At 66.2% G+C, this 17,666-nt stretch carries 10 protein-coding genes; 7 read left to right on the plus strand and 3 right to left on the minus strand.

Annotated features, from left to right (window positions below; translation table 11 throughout):
- Positions 1-32 precede the first annotated feature (32 nt).
- From QHF84_RS07990 to QHF84_RS08020, 7 genes are all read left to right on the plus strand, one after another.
- Entirely contained in the window at positions 33-2,447 is a 2,415-nt protein-coding gene (locus tag QHF84_RS07990) for an HYR domain-containing protein (protein ID WP_281312598.1), read from the plus strand.
- Between the two features lie 103 nt (positions 2,448-2,550).
- Positions 2,551-5,394, plus strand: coding sequence for a hypothetical protein (locus QHF84_RS07995; RefSeq protein WP_281312599.1), 2,844 nt, complete (start codon positions 2,551-2,553; stop codon positions 5,392-5,394).
- 156 nt (positions 5,395-5,550) lie between these two features.
- Positions 5,551-5,745: a hypothetical protein gene (locus QHF84_RS08000; protein WP_281312600.1), complete on the plus strand. Its 195-nt coding sequence runs from the start codon at positions 5,551-5,553 to the stop codon at positions 5,743-5,745.
- 78 nt (positions 5,746-5,823) lie between these two features.
- On the plus strand, positions 5,824-9,483 hold the full coding sequence (locus tag QHF84_RS08005; RefSeq protein WP_281312601.1) for a kelch repeat-containing protein: 3,660 nt from the start codon (positions 5,824-5,826) through the stop codon (positions 9,481-9,483).
- An 18-nt stretch (positions 9,484-9,501) separates the two neighbouring features.
- Entirely contained in the window at positions 9,502-11,058 is a 1,557-nt protein-coding gene (locus QHF84_RS08010) for a serine/threonine-protein kinase (RefSeq protein ID WP_281312602.1), read from the plus strand.
- 13 nt (positions 11,059-11,071) lie between these two features.
- A complete protein-coding gene (locus QHF84_RS08015) occupies positions 11,072-12,118 on the plus strand; it encodes a PEGA domain-containing protein (RefSeq protein ID WP_281312603.1) in 1,047 nt (348 codons plus the stop codon).
- Positions 12,115-14,148 (plus strand): hypothetical protein, encoded by a 2,034-nt coding sequence (locus tag QHF84_RS08020; protein WP_281312604.1) that lies wholly within the window; start codon positions 12,115-12,117, stop codon positions 14,146-14,148. Before QHF84_RS08015 ends, QHF84_RS08020 begins: the two co-directional genes overlap by 4 nt.
- Positions 14,149-14,194: 46 nt before the next feature.
- On the opposite strand, the gene QHF84_RS08025 is transcribed toward QHF84_RS08020, so the two are convergent.
- The 3 genes from QHF84_RS08025 to QHF84_RS08035 form a co-directional block, all read right to left on the minus strand.
- A complete protein-coding gene (locus QHF84_RS08025; RefSeq protein WP_281312605.1) occupies positions 14,195-15,448 on the minus strand; it encodes a thrombospondin type 3 repeat-containing protein in 1,254 nt (417 codons plus the stop codon).
- A gap of 921 nt (positions 15,449-16,369) precedes the next feature.
- A complete protein-coding gene (locus QHF84_RS08030; RefSeq protein WP_281312606.1) occupies positions 16,370-16,960 on the minus strand; it encodes a hypothetical protein in 591 nt (196 codons plus the stop codon).
- Between the two features lie 73 nt (positions 16,961-17,033).
- On the minus strand, positions 17,034-17,573 hold the full coding sequence (locus QHF84_RS08035) for a contractile injection system protein, VgrG/Pvc8 family (RefSeq protein ID WP_281312607.1): 540 nt from the start codon (positions 17,571-17,573) through the stop codon (positions 17,034-17,036).
- Between the last annotated feature and the right edge of the window lie 93 nt (positions 17,574-17,666).

The following is a 17,666-nucleotide window of genomic DNA, read 5'->3' on the forward strand; positions in this document are numbered from 1 at the left end:
TGCTCGGCGCCTCGCCCGCACGAGCAGGCGCCATGATTAGCGATCCAAACTGCGCGACGCACGTGCTCCCTCGGACCGATGACGGGTGGGCTGCCGACGTGCCCTTGGGGTTCCCCGTCGTCATCAATGGGGGCACGTATACGAGTGTTCATGTCGTCAACAATGGGTATGTCGCGTTTGGCGCCTCTCCGCCAACGTATTTCAACTACTGGGATCTGCAGCTCGATACGACGTGGCGTACGATCATCGCGCCGTTCATGAGCGATCTGGACACTCGAAACCCGGCGTCCGACGAGGTGACCTACGGCCAGACGACGTACGGGGGACGGCCCGCGTTCTGCGTGAACTGGGGAGGGACCAATGGTGTCGGGTATTTTGACATGGGGGCCGCTGAGCTCAATCGATTCCAGCTCATCCTCGTGGACCGCTCCGACATCGGCTTCGGCGATTTCGACGTCGTGATGAACTACGATCACATCGGCTGGGACGGCACGTACCTCTCGCAGGTCGCGGACGGATACGAGTTTCCGGTGTGGGTCGGCGCTTCCCAGGGATTATGGGGGGGCTTCCCTGGATCGGGGACCTATCCAGGCGAGCTTCGAGACGGCCGGACGAACGCGCTCGTTAGCGGGAGCTTGAATACTCCGGTTCCCGGCCGATACATCCAGCAGCCTCGGGGCGGCCTTCCTCCCGAGAGGGCGGCAGTCTCGGGGACCCTCTATGATCCCTCGGGCGCGCCGCTCGCCGGAGCGACGGTACAGTTCTGCGACGCGGGCGGCACATGCTTCTTCGCTGTCACCAATGCTCAGGGGGTCTATACGGTCCCGATCGATGTCAATGCCACGGATGGAGGGCCGTTGACGATGTCGGCCTATCCTCCGGCCGGGTCCACCTGGGTCCCGCCCTCGACGACGATTTCCGTGACGCCCGTCATCGGGCAGGCCTATACGGGTCTGGATTTACTTTTCCTCGGGAGCAGTGGGCCATCCCAGGCCGTCATCACGCCTTCGCGACCGAGCTCCGTGCCCGATTCTCCCGCGGTCTTCTGGCAGGACCCGCTGACGCTCATGGTCAACGGGTGCGCAGGCGGGAGCGTGTGCTACGACGTGTTTCCCGGTTTTGGTTCGACCTCGGGCGCGGCCATCGCGTCCGGTTGTTTGACCGAGTCTTTTCCGGGGTCCGGCCTGTTCCAGGGAGACGTGGGCCCATTCTATCCCGATCACGGCTGGGTGAGCATCCAGTTCACCTCCTCCGCGCTCGACGGCAACCCCTGTTCGATCCCAGCGCCGCCGCTCAACGTATACATCGATCCCAGCGGCCACGTGAACAACGTGAACGGCAATCGTATCGCGGGCGCGCTCGTGACGCTGTTCCGCTCCGATGGTCCGGACGGGCCATTCGACGTCGTGCCCGACGGCAGCGCCATCATGTCCCCCGCGAACCGTCAGAACCCCATGTACTCGAACGAGCGTGGACATTTCGGCTGGGATACGGTCGCAGGTTATTACGTCGTACGTGCCGAGAAGCCGGGTTGCACCTCGGCGGAAGATCCGGCGATCCCGTTCGTCGAGACAGACGTCCTGCCCGTCCCGCCGCCGGTGACCGACCTCGACCTTCGCCTCGATTGCAGCGCCGTGCCTCCGCCGGTGATCAACGCTCCGGTGTCACTGATGGTCGAGGCCACGAGCAGCGCTGGGGCCGTGGTCGTGTACGATGTCAGCGCTCTCGACGCCGCGGACGGCGCAGTGCCCGTGAACTGCGCGCCCGCGTCGGGCTCGCTGTTCTCGGCGGGGACGTCGACGGTGACGTGCGAAGCGATGAATTGGTACGGGAATGTGGCGACGGTCGTCTTTCCCGTGACGGTCGCGGATTCCACGCCGCCCGCGCTCTCGCTCCCGGCGACCCTCGAAGCGTACGCGACGAGCGCCTCCGGCGCGAGCGTATCGTACGAGGTGACGGCCGGAGACTCCGTCGATGGGGCGCTCGCGGTGTCCTGTGTGCCTCCCAGCGGAACGGCATTCCCGCCGGGCGAAACGACGGTATCGTGTCAGGCCACGGACGCGAGCGGGAACGTCGCGAATGGATCGTTCGACGTGCGCGTGACGTTCGCGTGGGGAGGTGTCCTGCCGCCGCTCTCGGAGTGCGGTACGAACACGTTCAAGAAGAATCAAACTGTCCCGGTGCGATTCGAGCTCACCGGACCGAGCGCGGACATCTCGACGCTCGCAGCGCAGCTCTTCGTGGCGCGCGTCGTGGGTGGTGTCGTGGGGCCCGAGTCGCCTGCGAAGAGCGTGAACGGCCCCGGGAACGTTTTCCAGCCCGTCGGACCGTCGGGTACCTATCGATTCATGCTTTCCACGAAGGGCCTCACGCCGGGGACGTACCGATTGCGGTTCGATCTCGGGGATGAAGTGCTGCATACCATATCGATGACGATCAAGCCCTGATCTCACGCCACACGTAGCTCCGCGAATACGCCGGTCCGCCGGGAGGCGCGATTCTTGGCCGTGATCCTGCCCCGATGTACAGTGATGATCGGAGGAGGGTCACATGCGTTGTCGTGATTCGTTCTGGTCCCTCGGCCCCGGCCGCCTTCTGTCGCTCCTCGTGTTGCATCTCGCCGCCTGTGGCGACGATCCTGCCCCGGGCGAGAACGGGGGCACGATTCACGAGCCCCGGGGGACGAGCCTGCTCGTTCAGGTCCTCGATACGAGCAACACTCCCATCCCCTCAGCGCTGGTCACCGCGCTCGGCGACACGACACGCCCGACGGATGGCGCCGGATACATTCTTTACGAAAACCTGACCCCCGGCCGATTCTCGGCGCGTGTCGAGCGCTGGGGGTATGCGTCCGCGAGCGCGGTCGTGGAGCTGCCGGAGGGCGCGCACGGCGGGACGGTGGCGCGTCTGATTCCGCTACCATCTCGCATACCATTCGATGCATCGGCGGGGGCGGCGCTCGATCAGGGGCCGGTGCACGTGACCATCCCGTCGAATGCGATCGTGGACGCGAACGGGGAGCCGTTCACGGGGATGGCCGAGGCGACGATCGTGCCGCTGGATCCGACGACGGATCTCGTCCATGTGCCAGGGCCACTCCAGGGGATCGTGCAGGCGGATGGATCCGTGGTGGGGCTCGAGAGCTTTTTCATGGCGGAGGTGACGTTGTGGAATGGGGCGCAGCGGTTGCAGCTCGCGCCCGGGAAGAAGGCGACGCTGGAGTTCGTGTTGCCGGATTCGATCGCGATGAACGTGCAGGAAGGGCTATCGATCCCGGCGTGGTGGTTCGATCTGGATGCGGGGATCTGGCGGGAGGAAGGCGCAGGCACGGTGCAGGCCTCGGTGGCGGAGCCCGGAAAAACGGCATGGGCGGCGCATGTGGGGCATTTCACGTGGTGGAATGCGGATGCGCGATGGGACGACAAGCATTGTGTTCGGGTTCATCTCCTGGACGCGGACGGGAACGCAGTGCCGAACGTCAGTCTCGGGGCCGTGGCTGTCGACTATGCCGGGAACACCAGTCCCAAGATCAGCGACTCCGATGGATACGCGTGCCTTGATTTCAAGAAAGGAGGCACGGTCCTCGTCACGGCTGGGAATCCTGCAATGCCCATCGTCTCCGATCCCGTAACGGGGGCCGGCCCAGCCGCGGCTTGCAATCAACCCGGCACGGCTTGTATCGACCTGCCGCTGGTCGCTCCGACCAACTCGGTTTGCGCCTCGGGAGCGTGGGAGGCATGCCCCTACGGAGGTACGCCGGTGGGGATATGCATGGCTGGAAGCCACTGGTGCAATGCCACGGGGACGGCCTGGTCGGACTGCGTGGGGGAGGTGCTGCCACAGGTGGAGGATTGCACCATGGCCGGCGATGAGGACTGCGATGGTCTGGAGAATGAAGAGGGGATGAACTGTGCGTGCGTCCCAGGAGAGGTGGCGCAATGTTATACGGGTCCCACCGGCACGAATGGAGTCGGGGCATGCAAGCCGGGGCAGCGAACGTGTCAAAACGGGTTCTTCGGTTCGTGCGTGGGGCAGGTCGTACCTTCGCAGGAGACGTGCGCGACGGTCAATGTGGACGATGATTGTGATGGGTCGAGTGAGTGTCTGGGAGCCGGCTTGTGGAGCAAGGCGTACGGGAATTCCGCATATCAGGGGGCCTATGCCACGGCGATCGACGGCGCGAACAACATCGTCATCGCCGGTGGTATCCAAGGCACCGTCGACTTCGAGAGCGGGCCGCTCACGAGCGCGGACTCGTCCACCGATGTCTTCGTGGCCAAGCTCGGTACGAACGGCACGACTCTGTGGGCCCGCCGCTTTGGCGGCGTGGAGAAGGACGACGCGCAAGCCGCGGCGGTCGACGGAGCCGGAAATGTGGTGATCGTCGGCGACGCGCAGAGCACCCTCGATTTCGGCGGTGGCCCCCTCCCGAGCGCGGGCTCGTCCGATATTTTCATCGCCAAGCTCGACACGAGCGGCAACCACCTATGGAGCCGTCGTCTCGGCGATGCGGCGGAGCAGCGCGCGAGTGCGGTGGCGGTCGACGGCGCGGGCAATGTCGTGATGACGGGTTACTTCCTGGGAACGGTGGATCCCGGCGGCGGTCCTCATACGAGCGCAGGCACTCGTGCGATACTCGTGGCGAAGTTCGGTACGAGCGGCGCTCCTCTCTGGAGTCGAAGCTTCGAGGATCCGAACACCGGTCAGTTCACGACCGCCGTCGCCGTTGACGCCCAGGGAAACGTTTTCGTCACGGGGTCCTTGAAGGGGGCCGTGGATTTCGGCGGTGGTGTGCTCACCAGCGCAGGTGACGCGGATGTCTTCGTGATGAAGCTGGATCCGAATGGCGGCCACGTCTGGAGCCGCCGCTTCGGGGATGCGGTCTTTCAGGAGGCGAAAGGCGTCGCAATCGACAACACGGGCAATGTGGTGATCACTGGGTGGTTCGATGGCTCGCTGGACTTCGGCGGGGCCCCTCTCACGAGCGTGGGTGGTTATGATGGTTTCGTGGCCAAGCTCGACACGAACGGCAACCACGTTTTCAGTCGCCGTTTTGGAGGGCCAGGGAACCAGGTCCCTCGCGCCGCGGCGACCGACGGCACGGGCAATGTGGTGATCACCGGGGGGTTCGATGGCAGCGTGGACCTGGGCGGCGGACCTCTGACGAGCGCCGGGGGGGATGATGTCTTCGTGGCGAAGCTCGATTCGAGCGGCAATCACGTCTGGAGCAGGCGCTACGGGGATGCGGACGGGCAGAATGGTTATGACACGGCCATCGACAACGCGGGCAATGTCGTGATCACCGGTGCATTCAGCGGCGCGATGCTCGTCGGCGGCGTGGCGCTCACGAGCGCCGGCAGTTCCGACATCTTCCTCGCGAAGCTCACGCCCTGACCATCCGCGCGCGTCCATCGAACCCTCTGGCACGAACAGGAAGCCAATGCCATCGCGACCGACAGCACGGGGAATGTCGTGATCACTGGGAGGTTTTACAACGCCGCGGACTTCGGCGGTGGCCCACTGGTGAGCGCTGGCGAATGGGACGCTTTCGTGGCCAAGCTCGATCCAAACGGGAATCACCTCTGGAGCAGGCGCTCGGGGGATGCGTCCAGCCAGGCTGCTACCAGCACCGTGATTGACAACGTTTTCATTGCGGGATGGTTTCTCGGGTCCCTGGACTTCGGGACCGGCCCCCTCGTCGCCAACTTCTACGCCAACATCTTTCTCACCAAGCTCACCCCCTGACCTCCTCGAAACTTGCCCCCCACCTCGCCCGCCCTGTACAATCGCTGCACCACCCCGCTGCCCTCCGATTCCCCCGCCATGCGCCGACGCCCCCTCCTCCCCGCTGCCCTCCTCCTCCCGACGCTCCTCGCCCTCGGCTGCGCCGATCCCGCATCCGTGTCCGCATCCGCCTCGGCCGCCGCACCTGCCTCCGCAGTCCGTCTCCACTTCCCTGACCAAGCGTCTCTCGCCCTTGACCGCGGCCCGGGGTTCGTCCGCGCTTCCTCCGGCTTCATCACGGCACCCGAGAACCACCGTCCGGACATCGACCTCACCCTCCCCGATCGCGGCGACGCCCCCCTCCGTTTCCGCGCCCCTTCCGGCATCGAAATCGACGTCCGCGAGCTCGACACCTCCGGCCCCGCCGCCGTCGAATCCCGCGCCGTCGCCTACGCCCGCGCCGGCGGCACCTCCTTCTGGACCGTCGCGCCCGACGGATTCGAGGAATGGATTCACCTCGAAGCCGGCGTCGCTCGAAGGAATACCCCCGTCCTCACCTGGGACATCTCCGGCGCTCCGATCGCGCAGGATGGTCCCTCCGTCGTCGTCCTCGATGCCAAAGGCATTCCCGCCCTCCGTGTCACCGCGCCCTTCGCGTTCGCCAGGGATGGCCGGGAGGTTCCCGCGAGAATGGTTGCGCGCGACCAGCGGATCGAGCTCTTCCTCGAGACGGACGGCGAGGAGGTGCTCGTCGATCCGGGCTGGGTCGCCGGCACCGCCATGGGTACGGCGCGCCGCGATCACACGGCGACGAAACTCGCCAATGGCGACATCCTCGCCGTCGGCGGCACGGGCACGTCGCCCACGGCATCCGTCGAGCAATGGAGCGTGGCCACCGCGACGTGGACCGCCAAGGCCAGCATGAGCGTCGCGCGCACCGGACACACGGCGACACGCCTCCCCGACGGCAGGGTGCTCGCCGTCGGCGGCACGAGCGGCACCTACCAGAACAGCACCGCGATCTTCGACGCGACGAGCAATACCTGGACCGCTGGCCCCTCCCTCGTGACGGCTCGCGCATATCATACCATGACGCTCCTCGCGGACAACAGGATCCTCGTGGTTGGCGGGACGAACGCCGCGGTCCTCAGCTCTGTCGAGCTGCTCGACGCCGCGGCAGCGGGCGCCTTCGCGACCAAGGCCTCCATGAGCACGATCCGCCAGCGCCATGTCGCGACGCTGCTCCAGGACGGTCGCGTGCTCGTCACGGGTGGCAGGAACACCGCGACCCTGCAAACGTACGAGATTTACGACCCAGTCGCGGATACCTGGAGCACGCCGAAGAACATGACCGTCGCGCGTGAGCAGCATACAGCCGTGCGGCTCGCGGATGGCAAGGTGCTCGTCGTCGGGGGCCGGACGAATGGCACCTCGCAGGCGACGACGGAGATCTACGACCCGGCCACGGATACCTGGACGGCAATGGGGAGCCTCGCGACGTCGCGGTATGCGCATACCATGACCCTCATGCCGAACGGGAGCGCCCTCGCGGTGGGCGGTTTCTCGACGACCTTCACGGCGTCGACCGAGTTCACGGGGGCGGGTACTCCCTTGGGCACGTGGACCGCCGGGCCCTCGCTCACGATTGCGCGCAATCTCCACACGGCCACGTTGCTCGACGACGGGCGGCTCGCCGTGGTCGGCGGATTCAATGCGGCGAGCCTCTCCAGCATCGAGATCCTCTCGCCCGGCCTGGACGGCATCGCGTGCGGGAGCGACGTGGAATGCCTGAGTGGCTTCTGCGTCGACGGCGTCTGCTGCAAATCGGCCTGCAATGCAGGTCCTTGTGACGCCTGCTCCAAGGCCGCCGGCGCCGCCAACGACGGGACCTGCTCTCTGTTCACGGGCCCTGCCTGCGACGATGGCAGCGCCTGCACAAAGGTCGATACCTGCCAGGCCGGCGTATGCGTCGGCGCGAGCCCCATCGTTTGCACGGCGGTCGATCAATGCCACGATGCGGGGACGTGCAATCCGGCGACCGGGGTCTGCTCGATCCCGAGCAAGCCCGACGGCACCGATTGCGTCGACGGCAATGCGTGCACGCAGACGGATACCTGCCAGTCCGGCAAGTGCGTCGGAACGAATCCAGTGCAGTGCACGGCGCTCGACCAATGCCACGATGCCGGGACGTGCGACACCCTCACGGGTCTCTGCTCCAATCCGAGCAAGCCCGAAGGATTCGAGTGCTTCGACGGCAATCTCTGCACGCAGATCGATACGTGTCAGGCCGGCAAGTGTGTCGGCTCGAATCCGGTTACGTGTACGGCGCTCGACCAGTGCCACGATCCTGGGATGTGCGACCCCGTGACCGGGACCTGCTCGAACCCGAGCAAGGTGGATGGCTCGGGTTGTGACGATAAGAATGCGTGCACGCAGATGGATGTCTGCATGGCCGGGACATGCAGCGGGACCAACCCGGTCGTCTGTACGGCGCTCGATCAATGCCACGAGGTTGGCAAGTGCAACCCCGTGACCGGTATGTGCTCGGACCCCATCAAGCCCGACGGCACACCCTGCCAGGATGCGGATCTCTGCGTGACGGGCGACGCATGCAAGGCGGGGTTCTGCGCGTCCGGCGCAAGTCCCGTGGTGTGCGGCGAGCCCGAGCCCTGTCAGGGCCCTGGGACGTGCGAGCCCGCCACCGGGGCGTGCCAAGGGCCGCCGCTGCCTGCGGGGACCAAGTGCGCCGCGCCGACCTGCCAGGGCTCGGTGGCCTACGCGGAGTCGCAATGCGATGGAGCCGGCACCTGTACGATCCCGAGCGGGATCGATTGCGCGCCTTATGCCTGCCTCGGCGGCGCGTGCATCGAGAAATGCGCCGCGGATCAGGATTGTGCCGCCGGGGCGCTCTGCGTCGAGGGCGTGAGCAAGTGCTCGAATGACGCCGATGGGGACGGCAAGCCGAACGTGGAGGACAACTGTCCCAAGGTGCCGAACCTGGACCAGACGAACAGCGACGTCGATCCGCTCGGAGATTCTTGCGATCCCGACGACGACGACGACGGCATCCCGGACTTCGACCCTGCGGGTAACCCATTGGATCTTTGCCCGACCATTCCGAACGGCGGCCAGAACGGCGACGGAGACGGCGACGGGGCCGGCGACGGGTGTGATTGCAAGACGAATGCGTCGACGCTCGGCGACGGCACTCCGTGCGACGACGGCAACCTGTGCACGGTGGCGGGCACGTGCCAGGATGGCGCCTGCGTGGAGGTCCAACCGAAGAATTGCCCTGCGCCGGGGCCCTGCATGGTGGGCCTGTGCGAGCCGAGCACCGGCAATTGCCTCGGCGCGCCGGTGGCGGACAATACGCCGTGCAATGTCGGCGGCTCGCTCGGGGTTTGCCTCGCGGGAAGCTGCTTCATCGAAAGCGGAAGCGGAAGCGGCAGCGGCGGCGGTGCCGGTGGCAGTGGTGGCAATGGCAGCGGCGGCGGCAGCGGAGGTAGCGGCGGTAGCGGCGGCGGTAGCGGAAGCGGAGGCACCGGCGGAAGCGGGGGCGGCGGCGGTATCGGAACCGGCAATGAAAGCACTCGAGGCACCCCGACGCTCCGCGGCGACGGCTTTTCCTGCGCGGCCAGCGATGGCGGCGCCTCGAACGCATGGCTCTCTGCCTTCGGCCTGTTGCTCCTCGCCCGCCTCGCACGCGGGTCCGCGGCGCGTTCGGAGAGGAAACTGGGCACGCCGCGGAAAAGCATGTAACATGCGACGCGGCACATCATGAGCGTGACCGAGCCCCCGCAGCCTAGCCTGGCGAACCCTTGCGAAGGGGACGTGCTCGCGGGCAAGTACCGCGTCGAATCCGTTCTCGGGAAGGGGGGCATGGGTGTGGTCGTCGCGGCCATGCACCTGCAGCTCGGGCAACGCGTCGCCATCAAGTACCTGCTCCAGCCGGACAACACGGAAATCGTCGCGCGCTTCCTGCGCGAGGCTCGCGCCGCGGTGCGCCTGAAGAGCGAACACGTGGCGCGCGTGCTCGACGTGGGTGAGCTCGGGAGCGGCGCGCCGTACATGGTCATGGAGTACCTCGAGGGAGGGGACCTCCTGCGCCACCTCAAGACGCAGGGCCCGCTGCCCATCCCCGAGGCGGTCGACTACATCCTGCAGACCTGCGAGGCCATCGCCGAGGCGCACGCCGTGGGCATCGTCCATCGTGACCTCAAGCCGGCCAACCTCTTCCTGACCACGACGCCGGACGGCTCGAGGAGCGTCAAAGTCCTCGACTTCGGCATCTCGAAGGTCAGCGAAAACGAGTCCGAGGGCGGCGACGGGATGCAGCTCACGAAGACCGAGATGGTCCTCGGCTCGCCGCTTTACATGTCGCCCGAGCAGCTCAAGTCGAGCAAGGACGTGGATCCCCGGAGCGACATCTGGGCGCTCGGGGTCATCCTTTACCAGCTCCTGGCAGGCAAAGTGCCTTTTAATGGGACGGCATTCTCCGAGCTCGTGCTCAAGGTCAATCTCGAGCCTCCGCCTCCCCTCTCGCAATACCGCAGCGACGTCCCGGCCGAGCTCGAGGCGTTGATTCTCCGATGCCTCGAAAAGAAGCGGGAACACCGCTTCAACAACATCGCCGAGTTCGCCCTGGGGATCGCCGAGTTCGGCCCGCCGACCGCGCGTATCTCGGCCGAGAAAGCCAAGCGTGTCCTCGAAGCCACGGGCGTCTCCGTGCAGGCGCCCGCTCCGCCGATTCGTAGCTCCACGTCGAGCTCGGGCTCGATGCCCGCCGTGACCGCCGCGACGAGCGCCGCGAGGACCACGCATCCGGAGGCGAGCTCGCCGCCGCCCCCGACTGCGTCGGGAGACGGAAACACCGGTTCGAGTTTGCCGACGGTCGCGGTCTCGAAATCGGGGTCCGACGTCGCAGGCGAGACGCGCTCGTCGGGGAAACGTATGGGGCTCGTCGTGGGCGCGGTCGCGCTGCTCGGGCTCGTCTCGGTAGGTGGCATTTTTCTGTTTCGAGGTTCCTCGGAGAATCGCGTCGAATCCACGGTGACGCCGGACAACGCGAGGGCGACGCCGACCCTGGAACCGTCCGCCCGCTCCGAGCCCGAGGTGAAACCTGCCGCGGCGCTCGTGAATCCCGAAGCTCCGGCGCCCACTGCTTCTGCGCCGGCGAGCGCGGCCTCCGCCGCGGCGTCGTCCCAGCCCGCCGCGACGCGCACGCTGCCCCCGGTCCCGGGGACGAAGAGCAGCACGCCCGAAAAATCCTCGCCTCCGCCTCCGCCGACGACCAAGAGTACGTCGAAGAATCCTCTCACGATCGGAATCGAGTAGGAGCACACCGCCGATGGCGCGTATGGTTCAGAAAACCCTGGCGCGAAGCCTGCTGGTCGCCGCGGCGACCGTGCTGGTCGCCGGAGCAGCATCGGCACAACCTGCCGCGAAAGCACCGGCCGCGGCGGCCAAGAAGCCGGCCGCCAAGAAGACGGCCGAGGCGGAGCCGCCGCCCAAGCCCCCCCTTCCGCCGCTCGCAGACGTGCTCACGGGCGCCGCGAAGGACGAATACGTGGGCGGAAAAATGCTTTACGAAACGAAAGACTTCGCCAACGCGCTGGTCAAGTTTCGCAAGGCTTACTCGCTGACCCCCGAGCCGCGGCTGCTCAAGAACATCGCCGTCTGCGAGAAGGATCTCCGCCATTACAGCCGCGCTCTCGCGCTGCTCGAGGAGTACCGCGGCAAGGCGGGAGACGCGATCACGCCGGAGGAGGAGGAGTCCTTGAAGGCGCTCGAGGCCGCGCTCCGGACGCTGACGAGCGAGGTGACCCTCGTCGTGAGCGAGGCGGACGCCAAGGTCTCGGTCGACGGCGAGCCCGTCGGGACCGCGCCCATCGCGAAGCCGGTTCGCATGGATGTGGGCGACCGGAAGATCACGGTCGAAAAGCCGGGCTACAAGCCGCTCGAAATCAAGAAGACGATTGACGGCGGCACCACGCTCACGGTGGTGGCGAAGCTCGAACGCGATTGGCGTCGCGGTCGGATCGTGATCGAGGCGGGGTCGAAGGATCTCATCGCGATCGACGGCAAGGTGATGGGGCTCGGGCGCTACGAGGGGTATGTGGCGAGCGGAGGTCATACCGTGCGCGTGAGCGCGCCGGGAATGGCGGTGTATCAGAACGAGGTCGTCGTGCAGGACGGCGAGACGCGCCGCGTTCCGATCACGCTGAACCCGCTCCCCGCGCCGTCGGATACGTCGAAATGGCTCTGGATCGGAGGCGGGATCGTGCTCGCCGCGGGCGCCGCGATTGGAGGGGCCGTCCTCTTCAGGCCCACCGAGGTGCCGCCGATCGACGGGACGATCGGGACGGTGCCGCTCACGTTCGGAGGTCGTCGGTGAAGAAGGTTCGCACGACGGGCGCTGCGATTGCGCTGGCTCTTTCCTCGCTCCTTTCGTGTTCGGCGGAGCCGCGGGGGCAGGTCATTCTCGCCCTGCAGACGGACATGTCGTTGCCGAAGGACATCGATCGGATCCGGATCGTCGTGAGTTACGAGGATACCGGCGGGATCGTGTTCCAGGAGAACTACGATCGTATCGTCGATCCCGACAACGCAAGGCCCATCCGGCTGCCCGCCACGCTCAGCATCGTCGCAAACGAAACCGAGACGCGGCCGATCCGGGTGAAGGTCCTCGCATTCCGAGGCCTCCTGACGCAAGGAAACTTCGTCGATCCGCTCATCCGCGTCGTGCGTGACGCGGTCACGACGGTGCCCAGGGATCGCGTGGTGACACTTCCGGTGCCGATCGAGTTCCTTTGCGACGGCGCGGCCAGGCCGAAGACCGATCCCTCGGGCAAACCACTTCGTGACGACGAAGGCAAGCTCATCTACGAGAGTACGTGCGGCGATGGGCTCACTTGCAGGGCGGGCAAGTGCGTGACGGAGGTGGTCCCCGAAAAGGATCTCGACGCGTACGATCCCGAGGGCGTCTTCGGGGGAGGGACGGGGAACGGGGACGGCACGTGTTTCGATACGGGCACGTGTTTCGAGGGAGCCACGGGGCTCGACCTGGATCTCGCGGCGTTCGATGCGGATGGCACGACGTGCCGCGCGGCGGTCCCGAGCGGGATGTTCACGGCCGGTATCTTCAACGTCGGGCTCGAGACGCAGGGCAGCGGCATGTGTACCGCTCAGGGTTGTTTCGTGGCGCTCGATGCAGAGAGCGACGGCGGGTGGAAGGCGGAGGGAGCGAATGCAGTCTCGCTTCCGCCAGCCGTTTGCGAGAAGTTCAGGAAAGCGGAGATTGCCCGGGTCGTCGGCACGCCTGCGGGGCCCGCGCCCTGCGAGCAGAAGCGTACGTCCATTCCGACGTGCGGGCCGTGGTCCTCGACGGGGAATGCTCTGTACTCGCCGCCGGATCCGAACGAGCCGACGATCGTGGTGGGGGGCCAGGTGAATCCCAATGCGCTCGCCGTCGACGGCACGGGGATCTACTGGACGACGCAAGGGGATCTCGCGACGAAGGAGGTCCCCGGCGCCGTGAAGATGGTGCCGAGGACCGGCGGAACGCCTGCCGTCGTGGCCATCGCGAAAGGGGTGCCGCAGGGGCTCATCATCGATCCGCGCGGATTCGTTCTCTGGACGGATGCCACGGACAACGCGAACGGGCGTCTCGGCTGGGCGCCGTTCGGAGAGCCCAGCGCGCCGTCGGAGAATGTATTGGTGGAGGGCCTGCTCCAGCCCGCGGGCGTCGCCGTGAATGGCAAGCGCGTCTTCGTCACGGAGCTCGGCGGGGATCGCGTGAGCGGCATGGAGACGGTCGTCGATGCTTCCGGGGCGCTGACCAGGGGCGTCGATGTGCCCATCACGAACGTGAACCCGGCGGGCGTCGCGCCGTTCAGCGTCGTCGCGGCGGTGGACAGCACCATGAAGACGCTGGTGTGCTTCGGATACCAGGGGACGACGGGCAATGCCGACGGCGTGGTGGCCTGCAATGACGGTGCGTCGAGTTTCGTCGTGGCGACCGGGCAAAAGACGCCGCGCTCGCTCACGTTCGAGCTCGACGACCAGCAGAATGCCGTGGCCCTCGCCTGGGCGGAGCTCGATCCCCAGGGTTCGATCGTCCGCGCAGTCTACACGCCGGGGGTGGGCTTCTCGCAGGGGCAGCCGATTCTCACGGCCATTTCGCGCCCCACGGGGATCGCGCTCGATACGAGCGGTCCAGGCACGATCCTGTATTATACGAGCGCCGGAGACGGGAGCGTGATGGGGTACGATGTCGCGCAGCAGGCGACGTTCGAGGTCGCCTCGAAGCGCAACAACCCGAGCGCCGTCGCGGTCGATGACGCCTTCGTTTACTGGGTCGAAGGCGGAACGCCGAACACGAAGGAAGGCGCCATCTTCAAGGCGCCCAAGCCGGCCATGCAATGAACCGCGGGAGGACGCCCCCGCGGTGTCCCCGGCGCGCCGGTTGACCTCAACTGCCCGGGGGCACGGTCGGACAACCGTTTTTCTCGGCCTCCCCCTTTGCATCGGGGCAGACGTCGATCGCATCCGGCACGCTGTCGCCGTCGCGATCCGGCGGGCATCCAAGCCTCTTCGGATCGCCGGTCGTGGCGCCAGGATTTTCGGGGCAAACGTCGTCGGGATCATCGACACCGTCCCCGTCGCCGTCGACCTTCGGGCAGCCGTTTCGGCCCTTGATGTCGCTCTTCTCGCCGAATGCGTAGGGACAATCGTCAGCCGTATCGATCAGGCCATCCTCGTCGGTATCGGTAACCTTCGGGGCGATGACCTTTGGCTTCGTCGTTTCGGGGGACCACGCCACGAGGCCCATGGTGCGGAAGGTGGGCGTGCCGATCGCCTCGCTGAGCCCGGGCCCACCCGCAGCGCCGACCCAGAGGCCACCAATCACGTTGCCGCGGATGCCGAGCCAGAGCTCCGCGTTCGTCGCGAGGCTCCGCGGAATGGTCCTGGTTTCGTCGAGCCGAACGAGCCCTTCCTGGAGCGGCGTGGAGGCCGAGATCTCCGGCCCGATGCGCAGGCGGTCGCCGAGGAGCAGAAATGCGATACCGGCACCGTAGGAAAGCGTCGAAGGGTTGTCCGAGGTGCGAAAGACGGGACGAATCGCGGCGCTCCAGGCGACGTGCCAGAATCGGCCGCCGAAGAGCAATTCGGGCGAGAGGCGAACGCCATTGTCGCCGGTGAACGCCCCTTCGGGCCCGGTGGGCGCGTGGAGAGTGGCGCCGGCGGCCATTTGAATGGCATCGTCACTCTCGCCGAAGAGCCGGACGCGAGCGCCGAGGCGCAGATCGCCGGCCTGCACGCCCGCGGGGGACCGGAAAACGGTGCCGTCGATGGTAGGGCTGTCGCCTTGCTGGAGGACCGCGAGGGGGAACGAGGCGGAGACGAGGAGGCGATTCCACAGGGCGAGTGAGGCGCCGACGTGAAGGAAGGCCTGGGCGCCGACGATGGCGCCTTGCGAGGTCTCGGTGCCGCCGTCCTCGAGGGCGGCGACAAGGGGACGATGGGCGTAGTCGAAGATGACGAGACCCCGGGGGACGAGGTGGCCGTTCGTCTGGGGGGAAGGGACGCCGAAGAAGGTGTCTCCGGCGGGGGCAGGATCGAACTGGCCAAGAGCGATGCCGCCGGCGGGGGTTTGGGCCTGGGCGAGGTGTGGGGCGAACGTCAGGAGGCCGAGCGCGGCGGCGGTGAGGACGCGGGGGGACATCGTGGGGGCGGAGTGTAATCGGGAGCGGGAAAAATTGAGGAATTTCTCAGGTCGAGATCGGTTCGAGAAACCCAAGGTCGAGGGTGTCAGTTCGTTGCCCTACGGTCGCCAGGTCTGGCGGGACCTGGGGACTTGGCGTCGCAGGCGAGCCCGTCGCACGTCGATCCGGGAAGGGAAACTCGGGCGATTCCCTGGGTTTGTCTACGGACGCCGAGGAGGATGAAAGCGTCCGTTCGAGAAGACGTGTCGCCCCACGTTCCTGCAAGCCTTCTCCAGGAAGCGCCGGTGAGCCGCGTTGCGCTTGTCTGCAGGGCCGTCGTCCTCGCGCTTCGCGAGCGCTCGGGCGCAATTCGCGTCAGGACGCTCCTCCACCGCGACCGCGCCGTCGTCTTCCACGCGCACGTCGAACAGGAGATAGTACGAGTTGCGGGTCACCGCGTCGAACGGCTGAATCGAATCGACTACATCGAACTTTTTTTAAGATTTTTGCCGGAAACTTCGAACACGACGGTGTGCCCGACGAAGTAATAATAATCCGCCGGATCGGGTCCTGCGGCCGCCTGCTCGACCATTTCACACAGGAGCATGTCTGGCCGGCCTGGCGCGCTGGGAAACGGCTTGGTGCATCGATGGCCCTCGGGAATGGACGCGGTGACGCCCCGCTCCGCGAGCCATGCCGCTGGATCGAAGCGCGGCGGAGGAGGCTCCAGGTCGACCGCATGGGGAATACCATCGACGTCCTCCTCTGGTGGAGGCGGAGTCGACGCAACGGGTGGAGGCGCAGGAGGCGGAGCAGGCGCAGACGGAGGGGGCGGGGGAATATCCTGGGCGGCATGCGGCCCGCAACCAAGGAAACACAGAATCACAAGACCTGCACAGATTCGGTTCCCTACGTGGATGGCTTTCACGACGAACGCCCCTTCAAAATCTGCTGCGCCGAAGCGCATCCGTGAGCATTGACGCACAGATGAGTTGATGCATACCGTCTTTGACGGTATCGCTACAGAACCGGTGGGACACATTGCTATATCGGCTCAAGAACCGCGGGATGTGGTTGTTCCCGGAACTGAACGCACCAAGCGCCACACGCCCGATATAGGAACTAGGCGCTCGGAAGAGTCCAGCCTGCTTGAAAAAGAAGGACTGGATCTCCAGGAGAAATGTTTCCATCATGCCGGCGTCGAGTCCGTCGCCGAGCTCCGCATCACCTTGCATCGCGTTCGGCACTGGGATCACCAGCACGAGATTCTTCCCGGAGGCAGCGGTCTGCGGTAGCAGCCCGCGGGTGAACGGGCCGTCGCTCGCAGCGTCGAGTGGGTTCCCCATGAAATTGAGGTATCGATACAAGGATATATAAAAGTAATCCCAGCCGTCCGGATACTGCTTGAGGTACTGCAGTGCATCGCGGTTCTGGGCGAGCTGGTGGGTGAAGAACACCAGGAACGGCGTGGGAGCAGCCCCCTCGTCACGCGGCAGCGCACGGGGCCACGCAGCGGCGAAGTACTTCGGCACGACCTGATCCCCCTTTCGCTCCAGAATGCGGACATGGAACCCCGGGGCATACGAACGCTCCGCGAACGCCACGTTATCGCTCGGCCGTGATTCTCCGGACGAACTGGTAATCCGTCTCCTCGTACTGCGTGCAATACTCGCGCACCGGGTGCTCCCCGCGGAGCAGGAAGCGGGCATCGATGTTCACTTCGCCGAGCACCTGCGCGAGGATCCGATCGATGCGCTGGTTCTGAAAAATCCGCGATCGGCGCCGGTGCTTGAGTAGCCATAGCCTGGACACGAGGCGCATTCGAAACTGTGAAGCTCCGTGCGCCCCGCGCAGCCCCTCGTGCCGCACCGAGGCTACGATCCCGTGAAAGACGCGCGGCGCCTTCCCGGCCCGCAGCACGAGGAGCGCGCGTTGCCCGAGCGAAAGCCGCTCCACCGTGCCCTCACCGATATCAGGCCCCGTGACCACGATATCGAAGGAGTAGATGCCGGACAGCTCCTCCCGGCCTCGGAACGAGCGCACGGTGAAATGGTTGAAGGGCAAAGGAAAAACGAGGAGCTGGAAGGGCGCCTCGCTCGGGCGCGAGGCGCCGCCTTCGAAGCCGAAGGTTGCCGACAGGCTCATGGTGCTTGTTCGGATGATAACAGAGGTATGGGTGTCGATGCCAGGTTCGTGAAGGAGAGCGAGTGAAGTTCGCGTTCATCGCCGCTCTCGCGG

The sequence above is a fragment of the Polyangium sp. y55x31 genome, from assembly GCF_029946505.1.
Taxonomy (GTDB): Bacteria; Myxococcota_A; Polyangia; order Polyangiales; family Polyangiaceae; genus Polyangium.